A 20,717-nucleotide genomic window follows, 5' to 3' on the forward strand; every position below is an offset into this window, starting at 1 on the left:
CGATGCCGGCGACCGGTCGTGCGCCCGCACCCGAGGGGATGAGGTCAACCGCTTCGCTTCTGTCCATGATCGTGTCCTCTGCTTCCGGTGTCCGCGGACCCACGTGTGAATCCGTCTGGTGCGAAGGGGAGCGGCACAGCCGCCCGGGTCTCTCGTCGGCGCCCCTCGATGGGCGCGAGACTGATGGATCTGCTGTCAGGCTATCGCCGGGTTCTCCCGCCGGAGGCCGCTCGCACCCGCGACTGCGGGCTCCCGCAGGCACCCTGCGGCCCACCGCCGAGGAACCGGCCGATGCGCTCGAGCACCCGCTCGAGTTGGGCGTCGGTCATCCCGGATCCGTTCGGCAGGGTCAGCCCGGTGGCGAAGAGCCGCTCGGAGGTGCGGCCCTCCAGCCTCGGGCAGTCGGCGAATGCCGGCTGCAGGTGCATGGGCTTCCACAGGGGTCTGGTCTCGATCCGGTCCTCGGCGAGCCAGGCACCGAGATCCCCCGCGGTGAAGCCCGCGATCCCGGGATCGACGAGAACGGCGGTGAGCCAGGCGTTGTCGGGGTGCCGGCTGCCCGCGCCGAGCACGGTGAGGCCGGGATGCGCGTCGAACAGCCGGGAGTACCGCGATCGGATCCGGCGCCTCCGCGAGATCATCGCGTCGAGCCGTTCGAGCTGAGCGCGGCCGAGAGCGGCGAGGATGTTGCTCAGCCGATAGTTGAACCCGACCTCCGTGTGCTCGTAATGGAGCACCGGCTGCCGCGCCTGAGCGGAGAGGTATCTGGCCCGGTCGGCGAGCTCCCCGTCGTCGGTGAGCAGCGCTCCCCCGCCCGAGGTGGTCATGATCTTGTTGCCGTTGAAGGACACCGCGGCGGCTCGACCCATGGACGCCGTCGGCCGCTCGCCGTGGAACGATCCGAACGATTCCGCCGCGTCGACGAGGACCGGCACGTCGAACTCCGCTGCGACGGGCAGGATCCGGTCGTATTCGGCGGCGCGTCCGAGGAGGTCGACGGGAACGACGGCCGCCGGCAGTCGGTGCTCCTCGGCAAGGCCCCGCAGCGCCTTGTGCAGCAGCTCCGGGTCCATGTTCCCGTCGTCGAGGCAGTCGAGGAACATCGGCTGGGCACCGCAGTAGACGATGGCGTTCGCGGTCGCGGCGAACGTCATCGTCGACGTCACCACGATGTCGCCGGGTCCGACTCCGAGGCCGAGCAGCCCCAGGTGCAGGGCGGCCGTGCCCGAGGAGAGCCCGACGGCGTGGGCGACCTGGGCCCTGGCGGCCAGTTCCGCTTCGAACGCCGTGAGATCCGGCCCGATCGGGGCGATCCAGCCGCTGCGGACGGCATCGACGACATACGCCTCCTCCAAGGGACCCACATCGGGGGGCGAGAGGAGGACCGGCTCGAGTTCCGTGCCGGGGGTCGTCGGGGTGGCGGTTGTCATGGGAGGGCCCTTCTCGTCGGCGTGGCTGCGGTGTCGGTGGAGAGCACCCGGCGGAGCCGGACGGTCGTCGTCATCTGGGTGTGGGTCTCGCCGGTCTCGGGAGCCGCGGTCACGGCGGCTGCGGTCTCGGGAGCCGCGGCCTCGTCGGTCTCGGCAGCGAAACCGGCGGCGACGAGACTGTCGAACTCCGACGATCCGATGGCGGCCGAGGTGACGACGTGGCCGACGTCGATGCCCCGCGCCCGGTTGAGGAGCAGTCGGAGCGCTTCCGCGTGCAGCTCCTCCCTGTTGCCGCCGTGTCCGGCGTCGGCGCACCAGTCGCAACCGATCTCGGCGGTGTCGGGATCGAGCGGCATCAGCTCGCAGCTGCCGATGCGCTCGCCGTCCAGCGTCCTGACCACCCACGTGCCGCGGGGCGCCGGCGCCTCCACGGGATGGAACCGCACGAGCTCGGAGCGGAGCGTGCCGCCGTAGCTGTGCGTGGTCGTCGAAGGATCCTTCGCCACGCCCCTCCGGCTGAGCACGGTGGTGACGGTCCGCAGGAGAATCCGGCAGTCGAGCCCCCAGCTCATTTCCTCGACGTAGGCGACGTCGAGATCGAACTTGTCGTCCCAGCTCAGGGAGTTCCTTCCGCTCACCTGCGCGAGCCCGCTGAGACCGGCGCGCACGGTGTGCCGCCGCGCCTGGTGGGCCGTGTAGCGCGGGAGGTAGTCGGGAGTCAGCGGGCGCGGCCCGATGAGGCTCATGTCCCCGACGAGGACGTTCCACAGGCTCGGCAGCTCGTCGAGGCTGGTCGCCCGCAGGAATCGTCCGAAGGGCGTCAGCCGGTCCTCGTCGTCGATCCATCCGCGCGCCGGATCGACGGGCCGCATGCTGCGGAACTTCAGCAGCGCGAAGACCGCCGAGTCCTTCGTCACCCGCTGCTGCCGGAACAGCACCGGCGTGCCGAGGCGGAGCGCGACGAGGAGTGCGACGACGACGAGCACGGGGCTGAGGACGAGCAGCCCCGTTGCCGCGCCGCAGCAGTCGAGGCAGCGCTTGAGCGCCGCATACGTCCCACGCTCCGGATGGGAGCTCGCACGCCGGCGGCCTCCCCGGTCCACGCCCTCAGACCGCATGGCGCTGCTCCAAGGGTGCTGGGACGAGGGCCCGCACCGCGCCGAGGCGGAGACCGCCCTGGTCCACGCCATGCGGAACGGGGCCGGTGCCCGCACCCGGGATCGTCTCGATGCCCACGTCCGGGAGCGGGCCGACGTCCGCGCCGGCCCCCAGCAGGGCCATGCAGCTGAGGTCGCAGAACTCGCCGATGACCTCCGTCGGGGCGTCGGCCGGCGGCAGTGCGGACACGGCGAGTTCGGGGACGGCGACTCGGCTGATCTTCTCGTGGATCCTCACCACCGTTCCCTCGTAGTCCCCGAAGAGCTCCTCATCGAGCTTCTCGCCCTCGCGCAGACCGGTGAAGACGATCTCGGCGTCGCGGTTGGACATCGCGATGAGGTTCCTCGCGATGTCGACGATCTTCACCGGCTCTCCCATGTCGAGGACCATGACGAAGCCGTCCTGGCCGATCGCGGCGGCCTGAAGCACCAGCTGGCAGGCTTCGGGAATCGTCATGAAGTAGCGCCGCACCTCAGGATCGGTCACCGTCAGAGGCAGGCCCTGGCGGATCTGCTCCTGGAATGCCAGCAGCACCGATCCCCGGGACCCGAGGACGTTGCCGAACCTCACGGACAGGTAGGTTCCGGTCGAGCAGCGTGCGAACTCACTGACCAGACGCTCGGCCACCCGCTTGCTCCGGCCCAGTTCGCTCGTCGGGGCGGCGGCCTTGTCCGTGGAGATGTTGATGAACGTGGCCACGCCGGCCGTCTGAGCCGCCCGGAGGACGTTGAGCGTCCCGTGCACATTGGTCTTCCATGCCTCCTGCGGGAACCGCTGCAGCATGGGCAGGTGCTTGAGAGCTGCCGCGTGGAAGACGATGTCGGGTCGGGAGTCGGCGAAGATGCGGGCGAGCGCCTCCGGATCCCGGATATCGGCGAGCACGGTATCCGACGAGGTGAGCAGGGCGGACCCGAAGATCGCGAGTTCCACCGCGTGCAGGGCGGATTCGTCCCGGTCGAGCATGATGAGGTTCGCCGGCTCGAGTGCGGCGAGCTGCCTGCAGAGTTCGCTGCCGATGGACCCGCCGGCGCCGGTGACGAGCACTCGCCGGCCCCTGATGGTGTCCGCGATCTCGCTGAGATCGGTCCGCACGCTGCTGCGGCCGATGAGGTCCTCGACCCTGATGTCGCGGATGTCGGCGATCTCCACCCGGCGATCGACGAGCTCGGGCAGCGGCGGGATCGTCCGCAGCCAGCATCCGGTTCCGGCCAGCTGGTCACGGCACTTCTGCACGAAGGCCGCGTCCGTGTCGGCGATCGCGATGATCGCTCCGGCGACGCCGAGGCGGCGGGCCACCTCGGCGACCTCGTCGCTGGTCCCGCTGACCGGCACTCCGCAGATCCGCAGATGGCGCTTGCGCGGTTCGTCCTCGATGATCCCGACCGGCAGATAGGCCCCGTCGGGGTCGGCCACCATCTGCCCGATGAGCGACTGTCCGGCGCAGCCGGCCCCGATGATGAGCACCGGCTCGCCTGCGAGAGGACGCTGAGCGGCGTCGTAGCCGAGGCGGACGAGGTAGCGGCTGCCGGCCATGAGCAGCAGGGCGCTGGAGGCGAGCAGGAGGACGAAGGGCACGTCGCCGGCCGTCGTGACGAGCAGCGCGGCGGCGATCACCGCGGTGGACAGGGCGAGCGCTCCGAACTCCGCGAAGCTTCCGTACCGGTAGCGCTCCCGGTAGAGCAGCAGGCCGAATCCGAGGATGAGCTGGAGGACCACGGACGCGGCGGCGGCGACGAGGAAGTCGGTCGCATCGGGCGCTGAGTCCACGAGGACGAGCCACGCCAGGCCGCTCGCGGCGAACCACGCGAGGAAATCGACGGTGCTCTGCACCCAACTGCGGCGGTTCCATGCTGCGACTGAGACCGTCTGCGCCCACCGACGCAGCGAACGATGGGATCTCGGCCGTTCGAGAGGCAGGGTCGTCATTGTCTTCTCCCCGATTCGTCTGGATGTGTATGTGCGCAGGGACGCGTGATCCCCTGCGGCGATCACGTTCAAGACAACCAGCGAATCCGCTGGTCAGGGGCCGAAATGCAGGGAATCTGCGGCCTCCCGCGCGGACCCTGCGGGAGGCCGCAGGCCCACTGGCTGTCCACCGGCACGGCGGCTGCCGGCCCACCGGTGGTCATCGGCCCGGCTGCCGCCGGCGGGCCGCGTGTCCGGGCGCAGGTGAAGGCCCCGAACTCCTCGGTCCGGGGCCTTCACGTGCGTCAGACTGCGGCGGGCCTGCGTGTGCGCGCGATCTCGGAGGGGACCGGGATGAGGACGGTGGCCGGCCGGGAGCTCAGGCGGGCGAGGAGCTCGGTGCGCGAGCCGACGCCCAGCTTCCGATAGACGGAGGTCAGTCTCAGCTCCACCGTCCTCAGCGAGACGAAGACGCGGCGGGCGATGTCGCGGTTCTTCAGGCCCGTGCGCACCAGCTCGACGATGGTCTGCTCCTCCTCCGTCAGCTGGGCGAGGAGCTCCTCGTCCGCGGCAACCGGGGACTCGGCGGGCCGTCGCGGCACCGCCGCGGCGGTCCGGGGCGACCCCGCCTCACCGAAGAGGATCGCCGCCGTCTTCGCCTGCTCGTCGGCCTGAGCCCGGTGCCCCAGTTCCTCGAGTCGGCGGGCGAACGCCTGCAGCAGGCGTGCCTTGTCGAACGCCGAATCGCGCAGCCCGAACTTCCGCAACGCGCGCCCGAACTCCTCGAGGGACCGCTCATCGGCGGTGAGCAGGGCGTGGCAGCGGTCCGCGGCCAGCTCTCCCCACCTCGACGGGCACCGTTCGAGGCGCTTCCGGAATCGCTGCAGGGCGAGTGCGGCGTGGTCCCTGCGTCCGACCCGGACGAGGGCCTCGATGAGGTCGGGCTCATACCTCAGGGCGTTCGGGTTGGTCACCCCGGCGCTCAGCTCCTCGCACCGCTGGAGGTGGCGCAGCGCCTCGGCGGGGAGGTCGACGCTGAGCAGATAGGCGCCCTGCAGGGCGTTGAGCGCGGCGACGAGTCGCCCGTTGTCCGCCCGGGCCGCGTGATCGACGAGTCGGGCCTCGACGGTCTCGGCCTCGCTGGCCCTCCCCTCGGTGAGCAGCTGCCAGCATTCGAGCACGAGGGACCGGTCCTCCCGGGCCGATGGACACTGGCGACGACGCATCCTCGCCTCGTCGACCATGGCCAGAGCCTGCCCGATCCGACCGGAGCGCATCTCGATCTCGGCACCCAGTGTCGCGATCCACGACTTCCAGATCGTCGGCCGCGGATGGGCCGCGTCGAGATGGTCGAGGACCGCCCGGGCGCGATGGTAATGCTCGGTTCGGGCGAGCGCCTCGGCGAGGATCACGCCGGCCACCACGTCGGTGACCTCCCCGGCGACGAACCTCTCGAACGCCGACAATGCCGACTCGCTCCGACCGCGGCTGCTGTCGAGCAGGAGCCCGACGGAAGTGCGCAGGTCACGGGCGTGGACATCCAGATCGACGCCGAGGGTTGCCGCTTCGTCGAGGAGCTCCTCCGATTCGGTCAGCTCGCACTTCCACGCGTGGCACAGCGCGAGGGTGAGCTGCAGCCCGGCAACCTCCGCCGGCGCCTGCGCGGCCTCGATCCGGCTCCACGCGCCGCGGAAGCCCGAGGGCAGGGACTGGGTCCGGACGAATTCGGTGAGGATCGACAGGGTCCTGGCCTCGATTCGCTCGGCGGGCGCGCCGGACGTTGCGGCCAGTCGGATGCAGCGGTCGGCGAAGGCGAACTCGCCGAGTGTGAGGAGCTCGGCCGCCACGTCGAGCAGGGCCCGGGCATGCTGCCCGGGATCCGGGCTCAGCAGCAGGGCGCGTTCGCAGAACTCGATTCCGGCATCGGCGCGCCCCTCCGCGAGGTACCGCCGGGCGTCGGCGAGGAGTCCCGGCGACCGCTCGGGGTCGGGATCCCGGAACGAGTCGTGCCAGCGGGCCAGTCGCGGGTCGGCCGTCGCGCACTGCTCGCTCATCAGCCGGTGCCGCTCGATCCGTTCGCCGGCGGTCATCTCCTGGTGGACCGCCGACCGGAGGAGCTCGCTCTCGAAGCGCAGGCAGGCACCGTCGCGTTCGACGACCCCGGCGGCTTCGAGATCGTCGAGTCGTTCCCAGAGATCGGGGAACCGGACCTGGAGGGGGCGGGCGGAGGTCAGGGGCGCCAGGGACAGGATCCTCAGGATGTCCGTGGTCTCGGCGTCGAAGGTCCCGTACTCCTCGGCGAGCTTCTCGTGCAGGGCCGCACCCGTGCGCAGCGGCCGCGGCAGGGCCGTGTCCCCGCGTCGCTGCCGCGGGGTCAGGTGCTCGAGCAGATGCCGGATGATCATCGGGTTCCCCCGTCCGGCACGGGCGACCAGCTCTGCCGACTCCGGCGCGAGCTGGTCGGGCAGCAGGTGATGGGCCAAGGCGACCGAGGCATCATGGTCGAGCGGTTCGAGGGTGACCGTCGGCACTCCGGCGAAGGGGCCCTCGTGGGCGACCGAGCGGACGGCGACGACGATCCGCAGCCGCCCTCCGGCCCGGCGCAGCACGTGTCCGAGGACCTCCTGCGAGGCCGGGTCCATCGTATCGGCGTCGTCGACGACGACGATGGTGGGCCCGGGCAGCGAGCGGACCAGGGTGACGAAGCGCTCCGAGATCTCCGCATCGGTCGCGGGATCCGCCATGGCTGATTCCACGGCGGATTCCCCGGTGGTCGCGAGTGTCCCCAGGGCTGCCGTCATGATGTCGAGGCCCGACAGCCGAACGCCCGATTCTCCTCGGCTGCAGGGCACGTGGACGAGCCGGCGGGTTCCGTCGTCGAGGCGGCCGAGCACGGTCGTCCGTCCCGATCCGCGCGGACCGGCGACCGCGACATTCAGCCCGTCGTCGAGCAGTCGGCACAGACGCTCGAACTCGGCGTCGCGATTGGTCTGATGCATGGGATCTCTCTCCTAGGGCGCGGCGATGAGCTGCGGGTCGGGTGCGATGTCGCCGGATCGCTCGGCGGGAGCCTCGGCGCCGGTCTGCGGGGCAGGGACGTCGGCTGCGGACTGCGGGGGCGGCAGGGGTGACCGGTAGAGGGGGAAGAAGTCCTCGTCGGCCGGCCAGTCGCAGCCCTGCGACCGGGCGCGGCTGCGCCGGGACTCGACCCGGTCCGTGTAGGCCTGGGAGTCGAAGACCCTCTCGATCGTCCGGAAGCTGCACCGACCCTCCGGTGCGAAACCCTTCTTGTACCTCTCGAGACCGTCACCGGGAACGACGCCTCCGCCCAGGACGTAGCTGCGGCAGCCGTTGTCCTGCAGCCACTCCATGACCGTCGCCTTGACGAGGTCGTTCGCACGCAGGCTCAGGCCCTCGGGGTCGGTTCCGCCGAGGAAGTAGTAGCCGGTGTCACGTCCGAGGAGCACGAGGTCCATGGAGACCGGCACACCTTCGGCCTCGGCGGCGAAGTAGACCGCCCTGTCACCGAATCCGGCCTGGAGCCGGGCGAAGAAGTCCGAGGAGAAGCGATACCTCTCGGCGCTGTTCCGCCGGTCCATGGTCGCGGTGTAGATCCGGTGGAAGGCCTCGCCGAGGCGACCCTCCCGGTCGATGCGCACGCTCAGTCCCGATCGGAGCGCCTTGCGTACGTTCTGCCTGACCTTGGGCGCGCTCGTGCCGAGCACATCGACATCGGCGGTGAGCGTCCGCACGTAGTTCACGGCCCTGTCCCGGGTCCAGCCCGGATGGGGGAGGATGTCATCGAAGAGCGACGCACGGACGAATTCACTGATCACGCGGTTCTCGTGCGCCCACAGATCGAAGTCGGCCCAGAACCGGTAGGCGAGAGCGGTGGGGTTCGCGCAGTTCCAGTGCAGCGCCCCGCCGTAGCCGTAGGGGGAGATGAGGTCGTTCGCCTCCGCGTCGACGCGGCGGAGGATCACCGGGTAGATCGCCGTCCCCTCCCCGCTGCGCGTCGTCGCGCAGAGCAGCCGGTCCTCGGTCGAGACCATCGTCTCGGCGACCGCCGGATGCGCGAAGGGCAGCTGACTCGGCGACTCCTCCCAGAGCCGGATCCACTGCTCGCGCTCACGGGGCACTCGCGCATCGAGGACGGCGAAGCGGATGTCTGCGGTCATGACTGGACTCCTGTCGATGCCCCGACGCCCGGCACGGGCGCTCGATAACGGGGGAACCAGCCCGGGTCGGCGACCCGGGACTCGGACAGCTCGGCGTAGATCTCCGGGAGGAAGATCCGCTCACCGGTGAAGTAGTGCGACAGCCCGTTCGGGGCGAGCCGGCGCTTGAACTGCAGCAGCGAATCCTCCACGGAGTTCGTCACCCCGCCGGTGAGCACATGGTCGCGGACCCCGCGGTCGAGGGACCCGAGCATCGACTCCACGCAGGTGAGCACATGCGCGCCGGTCGTCAGCTCGGAGGTCCTGGTCCCGCTGAGGAAATCGTAGGCGACGTCATCGGCGTAGAGCATGAGCTTGCCCGAGACCGGACGTCCCCCCGACATCGCATAGTAGTAGGCGAAGCGGCCGGCGAAGGCCGTGTTCACCGTGGCGAAGAAGTCGCGGCCGTGGAAGAAGCGGTCGGACGCCGCGACGCGCCGCATCGTCTCGTGGTAGATGTCGACGAAGTCCTCGATCATCTCACCGGTGGCGTCGACGTGGATCGTCAGTCCCGACCGCTGAGCCTTGCGGCACTTGCCTCGCACCTTGGGTCCGACCTCGGCGAGGATCGCGTCCCGATCGGTTCCGTCGAGGTGCCTGACCACATGCGGGGCCTGCTGCCGGAGAGTGCCCGGGTAGTCGGGCGCCCGCAGCCGGTCCACCGGGGAGAAGCGGATGAACTCGCTGACCACGGAGTTCGCGCGGGCCCACGCGGCCATCACGTCCCAGAACGTGCGGCTCGCCCCGTCCCGGTGGATCGTGCCCAGCGGCCCCCCGTAGACGAGCGGGGTGATGATGTCGGTGAGTCCGGTCGGGTTCCCCGCGGCGTCGGCGATGGGTCGGGAGACGAAGGCGAAGATGATCTCCGCACCGCCGCTCGCCCAATGGGCGCAACGGGCGGATTCGCCGTCGGCGAGGACCGCGTCGAGGTAGTCCGGGTGGCTGAAGGGCTCTCCTCCTCCCGCGCGGTCCCAGGCGGCGAGCCACTGCTCACGGTCGTCCTCGGCTGCCGAGTCCCAGACCTCGAAGCGGGTCGGCGGCCCGGTCATCGGGGTGGACCGAACCGGTCGGTCGGCTGCTGTCAGTTCGCTGTAGATGGTCACGCGTCCAGCTTCGCCGCCCGGCGCTCACGCGAGTAGGTGGTCATTTCCGGACATCGATCCGTCACTACTCGGTCATCGTGCGGTCATTACGGGAGACGACTACTCGGGTTGCCGGGTCGGCACGCGCGACCGTCCCGCTCGACCCGACTTCACTCGACCCGGTCGGTCGCTGGCCGAGGCCCGCCGTCGACCTGCGCCTCGAGGCGGGCCACCGCCTCGGCGACTTCGTGGCGACGGGTGATGCCGAGCTTCCGGTACAGACGGTAGGTGTGGCCCTCGACGGTGCGCAGCGCCACTCCGAGCTCCTCGGCGATCTCCGCGTTCGATTTGCCGGAGACGATGAGGCTGCTGATCTGCCGTTCCCGATTCGTCAGCTGATCCGCGGTGCGCAGCCATTCGCTCGGCCGCGCCTCGCCCCTGCCTCCGGAGTGGAAGCCCTTGGCCATCGCCCGGCATTTCGCGGCGAGGTCGGGCATCGAGGCGCCGAAGGCCGTGACGAAGTCGAGCAGCGCGTCGCCGTCCCGGTCCCGCAGCGCCGGGCCCAGCTTCCGCAGCAGCCGGAACTCGTAGTCCGTCCCCAGCGGCGCGAGACGGCACATCCGCTCCGGATCCACCGCGTCGAAATGCCGGAACAGGAGGAGGGTGATGAGCGCGGCGACGCCGTGGGCGCCATCGTGCTCAGCCGCAGCGAGCATCTCGCGCAGCTCGTTCTCGTACCGCGGGTCCGCTGTGCGCATCGCCCTGGCGACGAGCCCGAGAATCCGGGCTCGCTCCTGCTCGAGGAACAGTCCGGTGCGCGGCAGCTGCTCGGCGCGGGCGTGGTAATCGTCGGCGGCGTCGATCTCGCCCCTGATCATGGAGATGTGCTCGATCGTGCCGAGCGCCACCGCGAGCAGCGGGTTCTGATGCCAGTAGCCCAGTGCCTCGACCCCGGCACGCAGGGCCCGGGCGGCCTCGGGCAACCGCCCTTCGAACAGGTGGACCTGTGCCCAGAGCAGGTCGCTGGGACCGCTGCGGGCCGCGAGGTACGCGATGTCGTGGGTGGGCAGTGCGCGCAGCCGCGCCTTCGCCTCGTCGAGTCGTCCCTCCTGGACGAGGATGCGCACCTGCATCATCTTGAGCAGGAGCATCCCCGTGCCCAGGGACCGGTAGGTGCTCCTGGTGAAGCTCAGGGCCTCGAACGCCTCTCCGCCGCGGCCCGCGTTGAGCCGATCCGAGGCATGGCGGAGCGCGGCGAGGACCCGGAAGGTCTCCGGCAGGCTCGTGTCGAAGATCTCCTCGAGCAGACGCTCCTGGTCTCCGGGCGGGTCCGAGAAGAGCGCGGCGACACGCGGAAACAGCGTCCACGCCGTGTCGACGTCGATGTCACCGCCGGTGCACGTGGAGACGGGGGGTGCGTCTTCGGCGGTCCGCAGCCGCTCGAGAGCGCGATAGAAGTCCTCGATGCTGATCGCGGGCGAGTTGAAGCCGGGGTCCAGATTCATCCAGATGACCAGCGACTCGACGACGACTCCGGGACAGCACGCCTTCTCGACGCACTGCGCCAGCACGTCCAGCCCCAACGGAGGCTTTCCCGAATCGCAGTAGAGTCTGGCCAGATCGAAGAGCTCGTGAGCGGCCATGCGGTCGGTCGGGATCTCCGCGAGCAGCCGCAGCGCCCGGTGCCATTCGCCATGCCGGTAGGCGATCCGGGCGGCGTCGATGAGGCTCTGCTCGTCCAGTCGGGCCCCGCATCCGAGCGCCCATTCGGCGCGCAGGATGCGGGCGTACTCCGACGGTGAGTCCTGATGGTTCGCGACGAGCTCGTACTTCTGCCGACTGCGTCCGAGTGGGACGGTGTGCCTGATGGTCTCCGAGGCATGGTTCTCCATCGCGACATAGACCCTCGACCCGCGTTCCTCGATGCGCAGTTCGCCGACGGCGACAAGGGCGTCGGCGGCCCGGCCCAGACCAGCGGAGAGCATGAGCTCGACGTCGATCTCACCGGCGAGGACGACGAGTTCGAGCGCCTCCTTCTCCTCCTCCGAGTACTGTGTGAGGTCCACCCGGGTGAAGTCGCGGGCCCGGTCGTCGTAGTCGACGTCCAGCCCGTCGAGCAGCCACACGCCCTGCCGGTGGAGGAACCGGTTCTTCCGCCGGGTGTAGCGCAGGAGTTCGAGCATCTTCCCCGGATTGCCTCCCGAATGGAATCGGACGATGTCGACGGCCCCCTGAGCCGCGATGCCGCCGAGGAAGTCCTCCATGAGGGCACGGAACGGCGCGGGCTCGAGGACTTCGAGGACGATGTGCTCGAGAACCTGCTCGTCGACGAGGTCGACGAAGGGCGTCCGCTCGCCCACGGTGGACCGGCGCACGATGACCACGAGCCGGATGGCACGGTCGATGGCCAGCTGGGAGAGCACGCGGACACTGTCCTCATCGAGGTGCTGGGCATCATCGACGAAGACCACGGGCTCGGGTTCGGCCTCGGTCAGTGCGGTGACGATCCGACTGAGCAGCGTCGAGGAATCGCCGTCGAGGTCGACGAGGAGCCCGAACGCCCCGAACGGCACCCGGCTGTGCACCCGGTCGCCGCACACCCAGAGGTCGCGCGCACCTCGGCGTCGGTGGATCTCCCTGGCGAGCAGGGTCTTGCCGATGCCGATCTCGCCCTCGATGACGATCCCGGACGCCAGAGGCGAGGACAGCGCCGATTCGACGGCACGCACCTCCTCGGCGCGTCCGACCAGCGCGTGGAGCTCTTCGGGAAGACCGAGGACGCGGTCCTCGTGCCCGTTGTCGGTCATCACCGCTCCCAGGTCCGCACGATCTCACGCAGCTCCTGCCGACTGCTCACATGGAGCCGACGGTAGATGCGGCTGAGGTGCCACTCGATCGTCCTCGGGGACAGATGCAGCCTTGCTCCAAGATCGGCGCTGCTCGCTCCGTCCATCACTCCGTCGACCACCTTCTTCTCCAGTTCCGTGAGCACATCGGGCAGCCGTGCCCCCGGTGTGTTGAATCGCATCGTCCGCAGGCTGGTCTCCATGAGGATCCGTGCCTCCCTGACACCGCTCGAATCGCCGCGCGCGATCGCCTTCGTCCGGGCCGACCGCGCGAGATCGGAGCACACGACCACCGCGCCGAAGGCGAGCGCCTCGCGTGCCGCCTCGGTGAGCGTCGTGTGATCGTCCCTCTCGAAGGCGGCGGCGATGGCTCGGCCGAACCGTCCCGGACCGCCGTCGACGGTCTCGGCCATCGCGCCCAGCGCCTCGACAGCCCGGTGGTGCCCGTAACGGACGGCATCGATCCACGCCATGACGGCAACGGTCCGCGCACCGGCCTCCTCGGCGCTGTGTCCGAGCTCGTAGAGCTGGTGGGCGGCCCTGTCACGGTTCGTCAGCGCCAGAGCCTGGAACTCGATGAGGCGGGTCTCCATCTCGGCCCACCACGTGTAGGCGGCGAAGCCTCCTTCGGTGCCGATCGGCGCTGGTGCCGAGGGGACGTCGATGGGCGCGGGGTCCGTCCCGAGGATCCCCTCGGCAAGCTGCATCGCGCCACGGGCGAGGCGTGAGGGGTCGACCATCTCCAGCATTCTCGAGTCGTGCCTCTGCCGCTCGAGGACGGTGTGCGCCCTGGCCACGTTGCCGGAGCGGATGTCGATGAGCGCGGAGGAGATCTCCGCGAGCTGTGGTGAGACCGTCATCCACTGCAGGGAGCGGCGGGCGTCCTCCCATTCGCCGGCGATGTACCGGCCGAGGAAGAACTGCGGGCCCGCGTCCTCGAGCTCGAAGCTCGTCATGCCCGGCAGCTGGAACATCAGCTCGGCCTGGGCCAGGTAGTCGAGTCCCACCTTGATCCGACCGCACATCACCTCGGTCGCCCCGAGCAGGGCGCACGCGCGGGTCCGATGTCGGGTGGCGCACGAGTGGTCGTGGTAGACGCCCTCGGCCAGCGCGCGGCCGGCCGCGAGTCTGCCTCCCTTGAGCTCGAACCTGGCCCGAGTGACGTCGAGCCGCCCGCGTTCGGCGGGCGAGCTCAGTCGATCGCGCACCCAGACCGCATTGAGGTCCTCCGGCCTGCGCGGGTCGGTCAGGCGCAGCTCGATGCAGGCCAGCCGTGAGAGCTCGGCCTCGTCGGCCGCAGTTCGAGGGGTGGCCCCGGTGGCGGCGTCGACGAGCCGGTCGGTGATCATCTTCGCCTCCGCGAAGTGGCCGAGTCCGCGCTCGGATCGTGCGAGTTCGAGAAGGATGGTCGGATCCTCGTACTGCGATCCGCGCAGGACCTCGGCCGCCTCGGCGTACCTCCATGCGGAGTTGGCCCACGAGCCCGCAGCGAACACCCGCTCTGCCGACAGCTGGAACCCCAGTGACTGCGCCCAGGCGACCATTCCGAAGAGCACCTGGCCCTCGACAGTGTCGATGTCGAGGACGGCGGTGAGCTCCTTCCACAGCTGCAGGGAGCGCGAGGGTCGCACCCCGGTTCGCAGCGCCTCCTCGACGACGGGCTCGACCAGCGACACCGCCGCGCGCCTGCCCTCGGTCATTCTGATGATCCGCCGCTCGACCAGTTCGTCGATGTCCCGGAGGTCGGCGAAATGGGCGAGGACCTCATGAGGGAGCGCTCCGACGATCGCGATCATCTCGAGGAGGCTGCGGTGGCGCGGATCGACCGACCACAGCACCCTGTCGGCGGCACGGACCTGGACCCGGCCGACGAGCAGGTTCCGCAGCATCTGCGGATTGCCCTGGCTCTTGGCATGGAGCTCTGCCACCGCCTGACTCCGGACGGACGGGTCGATGTTCCGGACCATCGTCTCCACCGCGCGCCTGTCGAGTCCGGTGAGGTCTATCCGGCGCAGCAGCCCCGACATCCACAGGTTCGCCAGCAGGTCCACCGGAGGACGGATGGTCTCGGCCGCGGCCAGGAGTCGGATCCGTCCCGCTGCGACGAGCTGCGCCAGGACCGAGAGTGAATGCTCGTCGACCCTGGCGGCATTGTCGACGACGACGATCGGCAGGTTCCCCTGTGACCGGCTGGTGATCTCCCGAGCGATCGTCGACAGCGCGGCGCCGGGGGCCAGGTCCGCGGAGAGTCCTGCTCGGGAGAGGAACACCTCGAACACACCGAGGCTGCGATCCATCAGCTCAGCGGAGCCGCGGAACCTCAGCACCGGGGTGTCCGAATCGAGGGCGCCGACGACGGAGTTCAGGAGAGTGGTCTTGCCGATTCCCGAGGGCCCGACGATGAGCGCTCCGCTGAAGTCCGACAGGGCGGCGGTGATCGCGGCAGTCTCACTTCGGTAACCGAAGGTGGCTGAGGATATCTGGCTAGTGATCATCGACCCGATTTCTCATTCTCGTCTCCGACGCACGGACGGGGAGGAACCGGTGCCGAAACGCCGATCGGAACGGAGACGCGCTGAGACCTGATTCTAAAGCGCGGAACGCCCGGTTCGTCATGGCTTCAGCCGATATCACAGAAAAGATACGGAAATCGTTACTCTCTCGAGACGACATTCGTGCAATCGATTTCATCGGACACCTTCTTGAGTCGCTGCCAGCGGCCATCGCTGCCATTCATCACCCTTCACGCCGAAGCGACCGGATCGTGACGCGATCCCGCTTGTGATCTGCGTCACATTCGAGAGGCCGGGCATGACCGCGGGATCATCGTCCGACCGCATGCGACAGCGGGATTCGGGTGGAGTCGTCGCCGTTGACGGAAGACGCGTGTACGGTTACCGAGAACACACTCGAAATGTCACACAGCTGTTGTGCCGAATTCCCCCGACAAGGAACCTGCCCATGTCCTCTTCCGTTCAATCGATGCCCTCGGAGTTCCGAGACAGGTCCGACGAGGAGCTGCTCTCGTTGGTCAGGGCGGGCACGAGTGGGGCTTTCGCCATTCTCTATCAGCGGCATTTCGACGTCGCCGCACGGTACGCCGGCCGGTTCAGCGACCCCGATGTCGCCCAGGACGTGGTGCAGGAGTCCTTCCTGAGGACCTTCAGGATCGTCCACTCGGGCGGCGGGCCTCGGGAGGGATTCGTCGGCTATCTGATGAGGACCGTGCGCAACGAGCTCACCGATCGCGCTCGTCGCGGCAGCAGCATCGCCGTCGACGAGATCGAGGAGTTCGCCTCCGGCACCGCGGACACCTCGGACGTCGTGGAGATGAGGTTCGAGCACGAGCGGGTGCAGACGGCGTTCGCCAGCCTTCCCCGCAACTGGCAGGAAGTGCTGTGGTACGTCGAGGTCGAACAGCTGCCTCCGCGAGCGATCGCGCACCAGCTGCACATCAGCCCGAATGCCGTGTCCCAGCTGGCCCGCCGCGCTCGGGTGGGACTGCGGACCGCATGGTTCCAGACCCTGCTCCGGGCGGATCCGAGCCGCCTCGAGTGCCGGCCCATCGTGTCGTCCATGAGCGCTTTCCTGTCGGGTCAGCTGCCTCCCACTCGCGCGGAGGTTGTGCGCTCCCACGTCGATGAGTGCTCGGAATGCGCGTCCGTCCTCGCCGAGCTCAATGACATGACGGTGAGGCGCCGAGCGCTGCTCATTCCGATCGTGCTCACCTCCCCACTGCTGCTCGAACGACTGTCGTCCGTCGTCGGGTCGACGGCGCCGTCGAGTGGCCGGCCGGCCTCTCACGAGCCGACGCCGGCGTCGACGGACGCGTCGACAGCGACGGGTGCGTCGACGGCGACGTTCTCGCAGAAGCCGTCCCCCGGTTCCCTCGGGGCAGGTGCGGCAGCGGGAGTGGGTGCCGCGACTGCCGCAGCGGGAAGCCGCGCCGAGGCGGCAGAGGCCACTGGCTCGGAGGACACCGGGGCTGCGAGTGGCGGCACCGCCGCTGGTTCGGCGGCGCGCAAGCTTCTCCTCCCCGTTTCCGCCGGGACCGCCGCGATCGCGGTCGCTATCGCGGCGGCGCTCGTCGTCGACTCGCGGAACGACCCCGCTTCGCAACCGGATACCGCGATCGCCGCTCCGGGCACGGATGTCCACGGACATGATGCGGACCAGATCGGAGACGCGGATGACTCTCGCGATGACGAACCTCTTCACGACATGCCCGCCGGCGGAGACCCCGGCGAGAGACACTCGTCCTCACACGGTCATTCAGGAGACGCCTCGGCGGACGGCGCGTCGGAGTCGCCCGACAGCGGCCACTCCGATTCGACCGACACTGCGGAACAGCCCGTTCCCGATTCGGCGCCGACCGCGCGGATGAATGTCGAGAATGACGCTTCAGCAGGTCACGCCGGAAACGACGATGGCGCTGGGCTCCCATCCGCGCCGCTGCCTGCGGCGACCGAGTCGAACGAAACGCCTTCGCTGCCGGCGTCCGCCCCGGATGTGCCCTCGACGGAGGCGCCGCTCCCCACCTCGGACCCGTCCGATGTGCCGACTGCGGCGCCGACGCAGTCTCCGACATCCGAACCGACCTCGAATCCGACCGAATCACCCACATCGGAGCCGACCCGGACGCCCACGCAGTCGCCGACGTCCGAGCCCACCCAGTCGCCGACCGAGACACCCACATCGGAACCGACCCAGTCACCGACATCCGAGCCGACCCCAACCCGATCACCCACCTCGGAGCCGACCCAAGCGCCCACGCAATCACCGACGCAGTCCCCCACGCAGTCACCGACCGCCGAACCGACGCAGACTCCCACCCAGGCGCCGACCACTGAACCTCCCCAGGTCCAGTCCCCCACCGTCGTCGGCCCCGCCGCGGGCTCCTACGCCGTGCCGATCCAGCTCAGCGGCACCGGGGAGCCCGGGGCCCTGATCCGCGCCGTCGAGATCGTCGACTCGGGAACAGCGGCACAGTCCGCCTCCGAGCCCGCCGATGCGGGAACCACCACCGTCGCCCCGGACGGAACCTGGGCGCTCACCGTTCGGCCCGGGGCACCGGACCGCAGCATCGGATACGCGGTGACCCAGGAGATCGGGGGAACAGCCTCGGCGCCGGTCACCCTGAGCCGGCGCTACACCTACCTCGCACCGACGATCACCGAACCCGTGGACGGCGGAACGGCGATGCAGTGGGACATCGACGGCAATGGCGAACCCGAGTCGGTGCTCCTGCAGCTGACGACTGGGCAGAGCCATCCGTACTCGGTGCTCATCGACGGGGTGCGGACGGATTTCGAGGCCGTGCCCGCCGGAACCGGCAGAGAGCACTTCGTGCCGCTCACCGAAGGCGTGCACACGATCGAGGTCGCCTATCGAGCGGCGGACACGGGCGACCTCGGCGCCCTCCGCCGCACGACCTTCACGGCAGTCCTTCCGCAGTAGCGATCGGCGGGCCGGCAGCCGCAACCCGCGCGAGGCAGAGGCGAATCGAATACCGTTTGTGACGGACGACACTGCACAGTAACATGGTGAGGAATCCTTAATGAACGATCAATCAGGAGCCCTCATGGACACCCTTCTGAGTGCCTCCGAACGCGACTTCGCGCTCGAGATGCGTCAGTTCTACCGCAGCGAGATCCCCGAGGAGCTGCGGTTCAAGGTCGCGACGGGACAGGAGCTCGGCAAGGACGACATGGTCGCCTCGCAGAGGATCCTCAACAGTCACGGCTATGCGGTCCCCGATTGGCCGACGGAGTGGGGTGGCCGGGACTGGACGCCGGTGCAGCGCCACATCTGGCTCGAGGAGATGCAGTTGGCCTGCGTCCCGCAGCCGCTGCCGTTCAACACGTCCATGGTGGGGCCGGTCATCGCGACCTTCGGCAGCGAGGAGCTCAAGCAGCGTTTCCTTCCCGCCACCGCCAACCTCGACATCTGGTGGTCCCAAGGGTTCTCCGAACCCAACGCCGGATCGGATCTCGCGTCCCTGCGGACCTCGGCGGTGCGCGACGGGCAGAAGTACATCGTCAACGGTCAGAAGACCTGGACGACCCTGGGTCAGTACGGTGACTGGATCTTCAACCTCGTGCGCACCGACCCGACCGTGAAGAAGCAGGCCGGCATCTCGTTCCTGCTCATCGACATGCGGTCACCCGGCGTGACGGTCCGCCCCATCCAGCTCATCGACGGCGGCCACGAGGTCAACGAGGTCTTCTTCGACAATGTCGAGGTCCCGGTCGAGAACCTCGTCGGCGAGGAGAACAAGGGCTGGACCTATGCGAAGTTCCTCCTCGGCAACGAGCGCACCGGCATCGCCCGGATCGGCACGTCGAAGGTCAACCTCGCCCGCGCCAAGGCCTATGCGGCGGTGACGAAGACCGCGCGGGGCAGCCTCCTCGACGATCCGCTGTTCTCCGCCCGGCTGACGAGGCTCGAGGCCGAGCTCACGGCTCTGGAGATGACCCAGCTGCGCATCCTCTCGACCCAGGCGGCCGGCGCGGACGCACCGGATCCCCGTTCCTCGGTGCTCAAGCTGCGCGGTTCGCAGCTGCAGGAGGACATCAGCGAACTCCTCGTCGACGTGCTCGGACCGCAGGGGCTCGACTTCGTCACCGATCGGGTCCAGGGCGCGGGCTTCAGCGACCTCCCCCTCGGCGCGGTCGACGCGCTCCCGGCCTACTTCAACAAGCGCAAGGTCACCATCTACGGCGGTTCGTCCGAGGTGCAGCGCGGCATCATCTCCAAGGCATTGCTCGGCCTCTGAGTCGCCGCCCGCCCCGCGGACACCGTCCGTGCGGGCCCGGTTCCCCTCAGAGACGCGAAAGAGAAGGACGACAATGGATCTCGAACTCAGTGACATCCAGCAGGAGCTCGCCGGCTCCCTGGCCAAGTACCTCCGCAGCGAATACGACCAGTCGACGCGCGAGGCCATCCTGCACAGCGCGGAGGGCATCTCCCGCGACCAGTGGGCCAGTTTCGCCCAGATGGGCCTGCTCGGCCTCGCTGTGCCGGAGGCCTACGGCGGTGCCGGGATGACCTTCGCCGAGGTGGGGGTGGTCATGGAGGCCTTCGGGCGCGCGCTCGTGCTCGAGCCCTATCTGGCCACCGTGGTCCTCGGGGCCAACGCGCTCACCCTCGCCGGGAGCGAGGAGCAGAAGCAGGCCGTCCTGCCGAGCGTCTGCGAGGGCACCGCGTTCCTCGCGTTCGCCGTGCTCGAACCCGGATCGCGCTATTCCGTCGGCTCCCCCGCCACCATCGCCCAGGGCACCGGGGACCTGGGTCCAGGCTCCGACTCGACCGTCCGGCCCGCCTCGCAATCGGGCGGAGACACGGTGACCCTGCGCGGGGAGAAGTCGGGGGTGCTCGGCGGCGACGTCGCCGATCATCTCATCGTCACCGCGATGGAGGACGGGGAGCTCGGTCTGTTCCTCGTCGACGCCTCCGCCCAGGGCGTGCACCGCATCGCCCACCGGCAGGCCGACGGACTGGGCTCCGCAAGCGTCCGGTTCGACGATGCCCCTGCTCAGCGCCTCGACGCCGCCCCCGCCGCCGAGGTGGTCGCCCGGGTTCTCGACACCGCGAACGCGGCGATCATGGCCGAGGCCGTCGGCGCGATGGAGGTGTCGCTGCGGATGACCGCGGACTACCTCAAGACCCGCGAGCAGTTCGGCGCCCCCATCGGCGCGAACCAGGCCCTGCAGCACCGGGCCGCGGACATGTACGCGACCCTCGAGGAGGCACGCAGCATGGCGCTGTACGCGAGGCTCGCGGTGTCGTCCGGGGTCGAAGGCGCGGAGAAGGATCGGCACCGGGACGTCATCGCGGCGAAGATCATCGTCGACCGCTGCGCCCGTCACATCAGCCAGGAGTCGATCCAGATGCACGGTGGGATCGGCATGACGATGGAGTATCCCATCGGCCACTATGCCAAGCGCCTGACGGTCATCGCGCGGACATTCGACGATGCCGATTCGCTGACCGCGGAACTGGCGCAGCTGGGTGGGCTCATCGAGCCGTACGCCGCCGACCTCAACTGACGGCCCCTCGCGGGGCTCGCGTTCGCCGCTC

At 69.5% G+C, this 20,717-nt stretch carries 11 protein-coding genes; 3 read left to right on the forward strand and 8 right to left on the reverse strand.

Features of this window, described 5'->3' with window-relative positions; translation table 11 throughout:
- Positions 1–200: 200 nt before the first annotated feature.
- The 8 genes from DFO65_RS02725 to DFO65_RS02760 form a co-directional block, all read right to left on the reverse strand.
- Positions 201–1,430, reverse strand: a complete 1,230-nt coding sequence (locus tag DFO65_RS02725; RefSeq protein WP_113902902.1) for a DegT/DnrJ/EryC1/StrS family aminotransferase — start codon at positions 1,428–1,430, stop codon at positions 201–203.
- A complete protein-coding gene (locus DFO65_RS02730) occupies positions 1,427–2,548 on the reverse strand; it encodes a sugar transferase (protein WP_113902903.1) in 1,122 nt (373 codons plus the stop codon). Before DFO65_RS02730 ends, DFO65_RS02725 begins: the two co-directional genes overlap by 4 nt.
- Positions 2,538–4,418, reverse strand: coding sequence for a nucleoside-diphosphate sugar epimerase/dehydratase (locus DFO65_RS02735; protein ID WP_181778592.1), 1,881 nt, complete (start codon positions 4,416–4,418; stop codon positions 2,538–2,540). The genes DFO65_RS02730 and DFO65_RS02735 overlap by 11 nt, the downstream gene beginning before the upstream one ends.
- A 380-nt stretch (positions 4,419–4,798) precedes the next feature.
- Complete coding sequence (locus DFO65_RS02740; protein ID WP_113902905.1) at positions 4,799–7,492, reverse strand: helix-turn-helix transcriptional regulator; 2,694 nt, start codon at positions 7,490–7,492, stop codon at positions 4,799–4,801.
- A 12-nt stretch (positions 7,493–7,504) separates the two neighbouring features.
- A complete protein-coding gene (locus tag DFO65_RS02745) occupies positions 7,505–8,671 on the reverse strand; it encodes a lipid II:glycine glycyltransferase FemX (RefSeq protein WP_113902906.1) in 1,167 nt (388 codons plus the stop codon).
- Positions 8,668–9,813 (reverse strand): GNAT family N-acetyltransferase, encoded by a 1,146-nt coding sequence (locus DFO65_RS02750; RefSeq protein ID WP_113902907.1) that lies wholly within the window; start codon positions 9,811–9,813, stop codon positions 8,668–8,670. Before DFO65_RS02750 ends, DFO65_RS02745 begins: the two co-directional genes overlap by 4 nt.
- 149 nt (positions 9,814–9,962) lie before the next feature.
- Positions 9,963–12,599 (reverse strand): helix-turn-helix transcriptional regulator, encoded by a 2,637-nt coding sequence (locus tag DFO65_RS02755; protein ID WP_113902908.1) that lies wholly within the window; start codon positions 12,597–12,599, stop codon positions 9,963–9,965.
- Positions 12,599–15,133 carry a LuxR C-terminal-related transcriptional regulator gene (locus DFO65_RS02760; RefSeq protein ID WP_113902909.1) on the reverse strand — a complete coding sequence of 845 codons (2,535 nt, stop codon included), beginning with the start codon at positions 15,131–15,133 and terminating at the stop codon, positions 12,599–12,601. Before DFO65_RS02760 ends, DFO65_RS02755 begins: the two co-directional genes overlap by 1 nt.
- Before the next feature lie 466 nt (positions 15,134–15,599).
- Between DFO65_RS02760 and DFO65_RS02765 the strand changes: the two genes are divergently transcribed.
- The 3 genes from DFO65_RS02765 to DFO65_RS02775 all read left to right on the forward strand — a co-directional run bounded on the left by DFO65_RS02765 (position 15,600) and on the right by DFO65_RS02775 (position 20,686).
- A complete protein-coding gene (locus DFO65_RS02765) occupies positions 15,600–18,095 on the forward strand; it encodes a sigma-70 family RNA polymerase sigma factor (RefSeq protein ID WP_181778593.1) in 2,496 nt (831 codons plus the stop codon).
- Between the two features lie 124 nt (positions 18,096–18,219).
- On the forward strand, positions 18,220–19,413 hold the full coding sequence (locus DFO65_RS02770) for an acyl-CoA dehydrogenase family protein (RefSeq protein ID WP_113902911.1): 1,194 nt from the start codon (positions 18,220–18,222) through the stop codon (positions 19,411–19,413).
- Between the two features lie 73 nt (positions 19,414–19,486).
- Positions 19,487–20,686: an acyl-CoA dehydrogenase family protein gene (locus DFO65_RS02775; protein WP_113902912.1), complete on the forward strand. Its 1,200-nt coding sequence runs from the start codon at positions 19,487–19,489 to the stop codon at positions 20,684–20,686.
- Positions 20,687–20,717: the final 31 nt, after the last annotated feature.

Origin of the sequence: Brevibacterium sanguinis (assembly GCF_003315415.1) — a bacterium.
GTDB lineage: Bacteria > Actinomycetota > Actinomycetes > Actinomycetales > Brevibacteriaceae > Brevibacterium > Brevibacterium celere_A.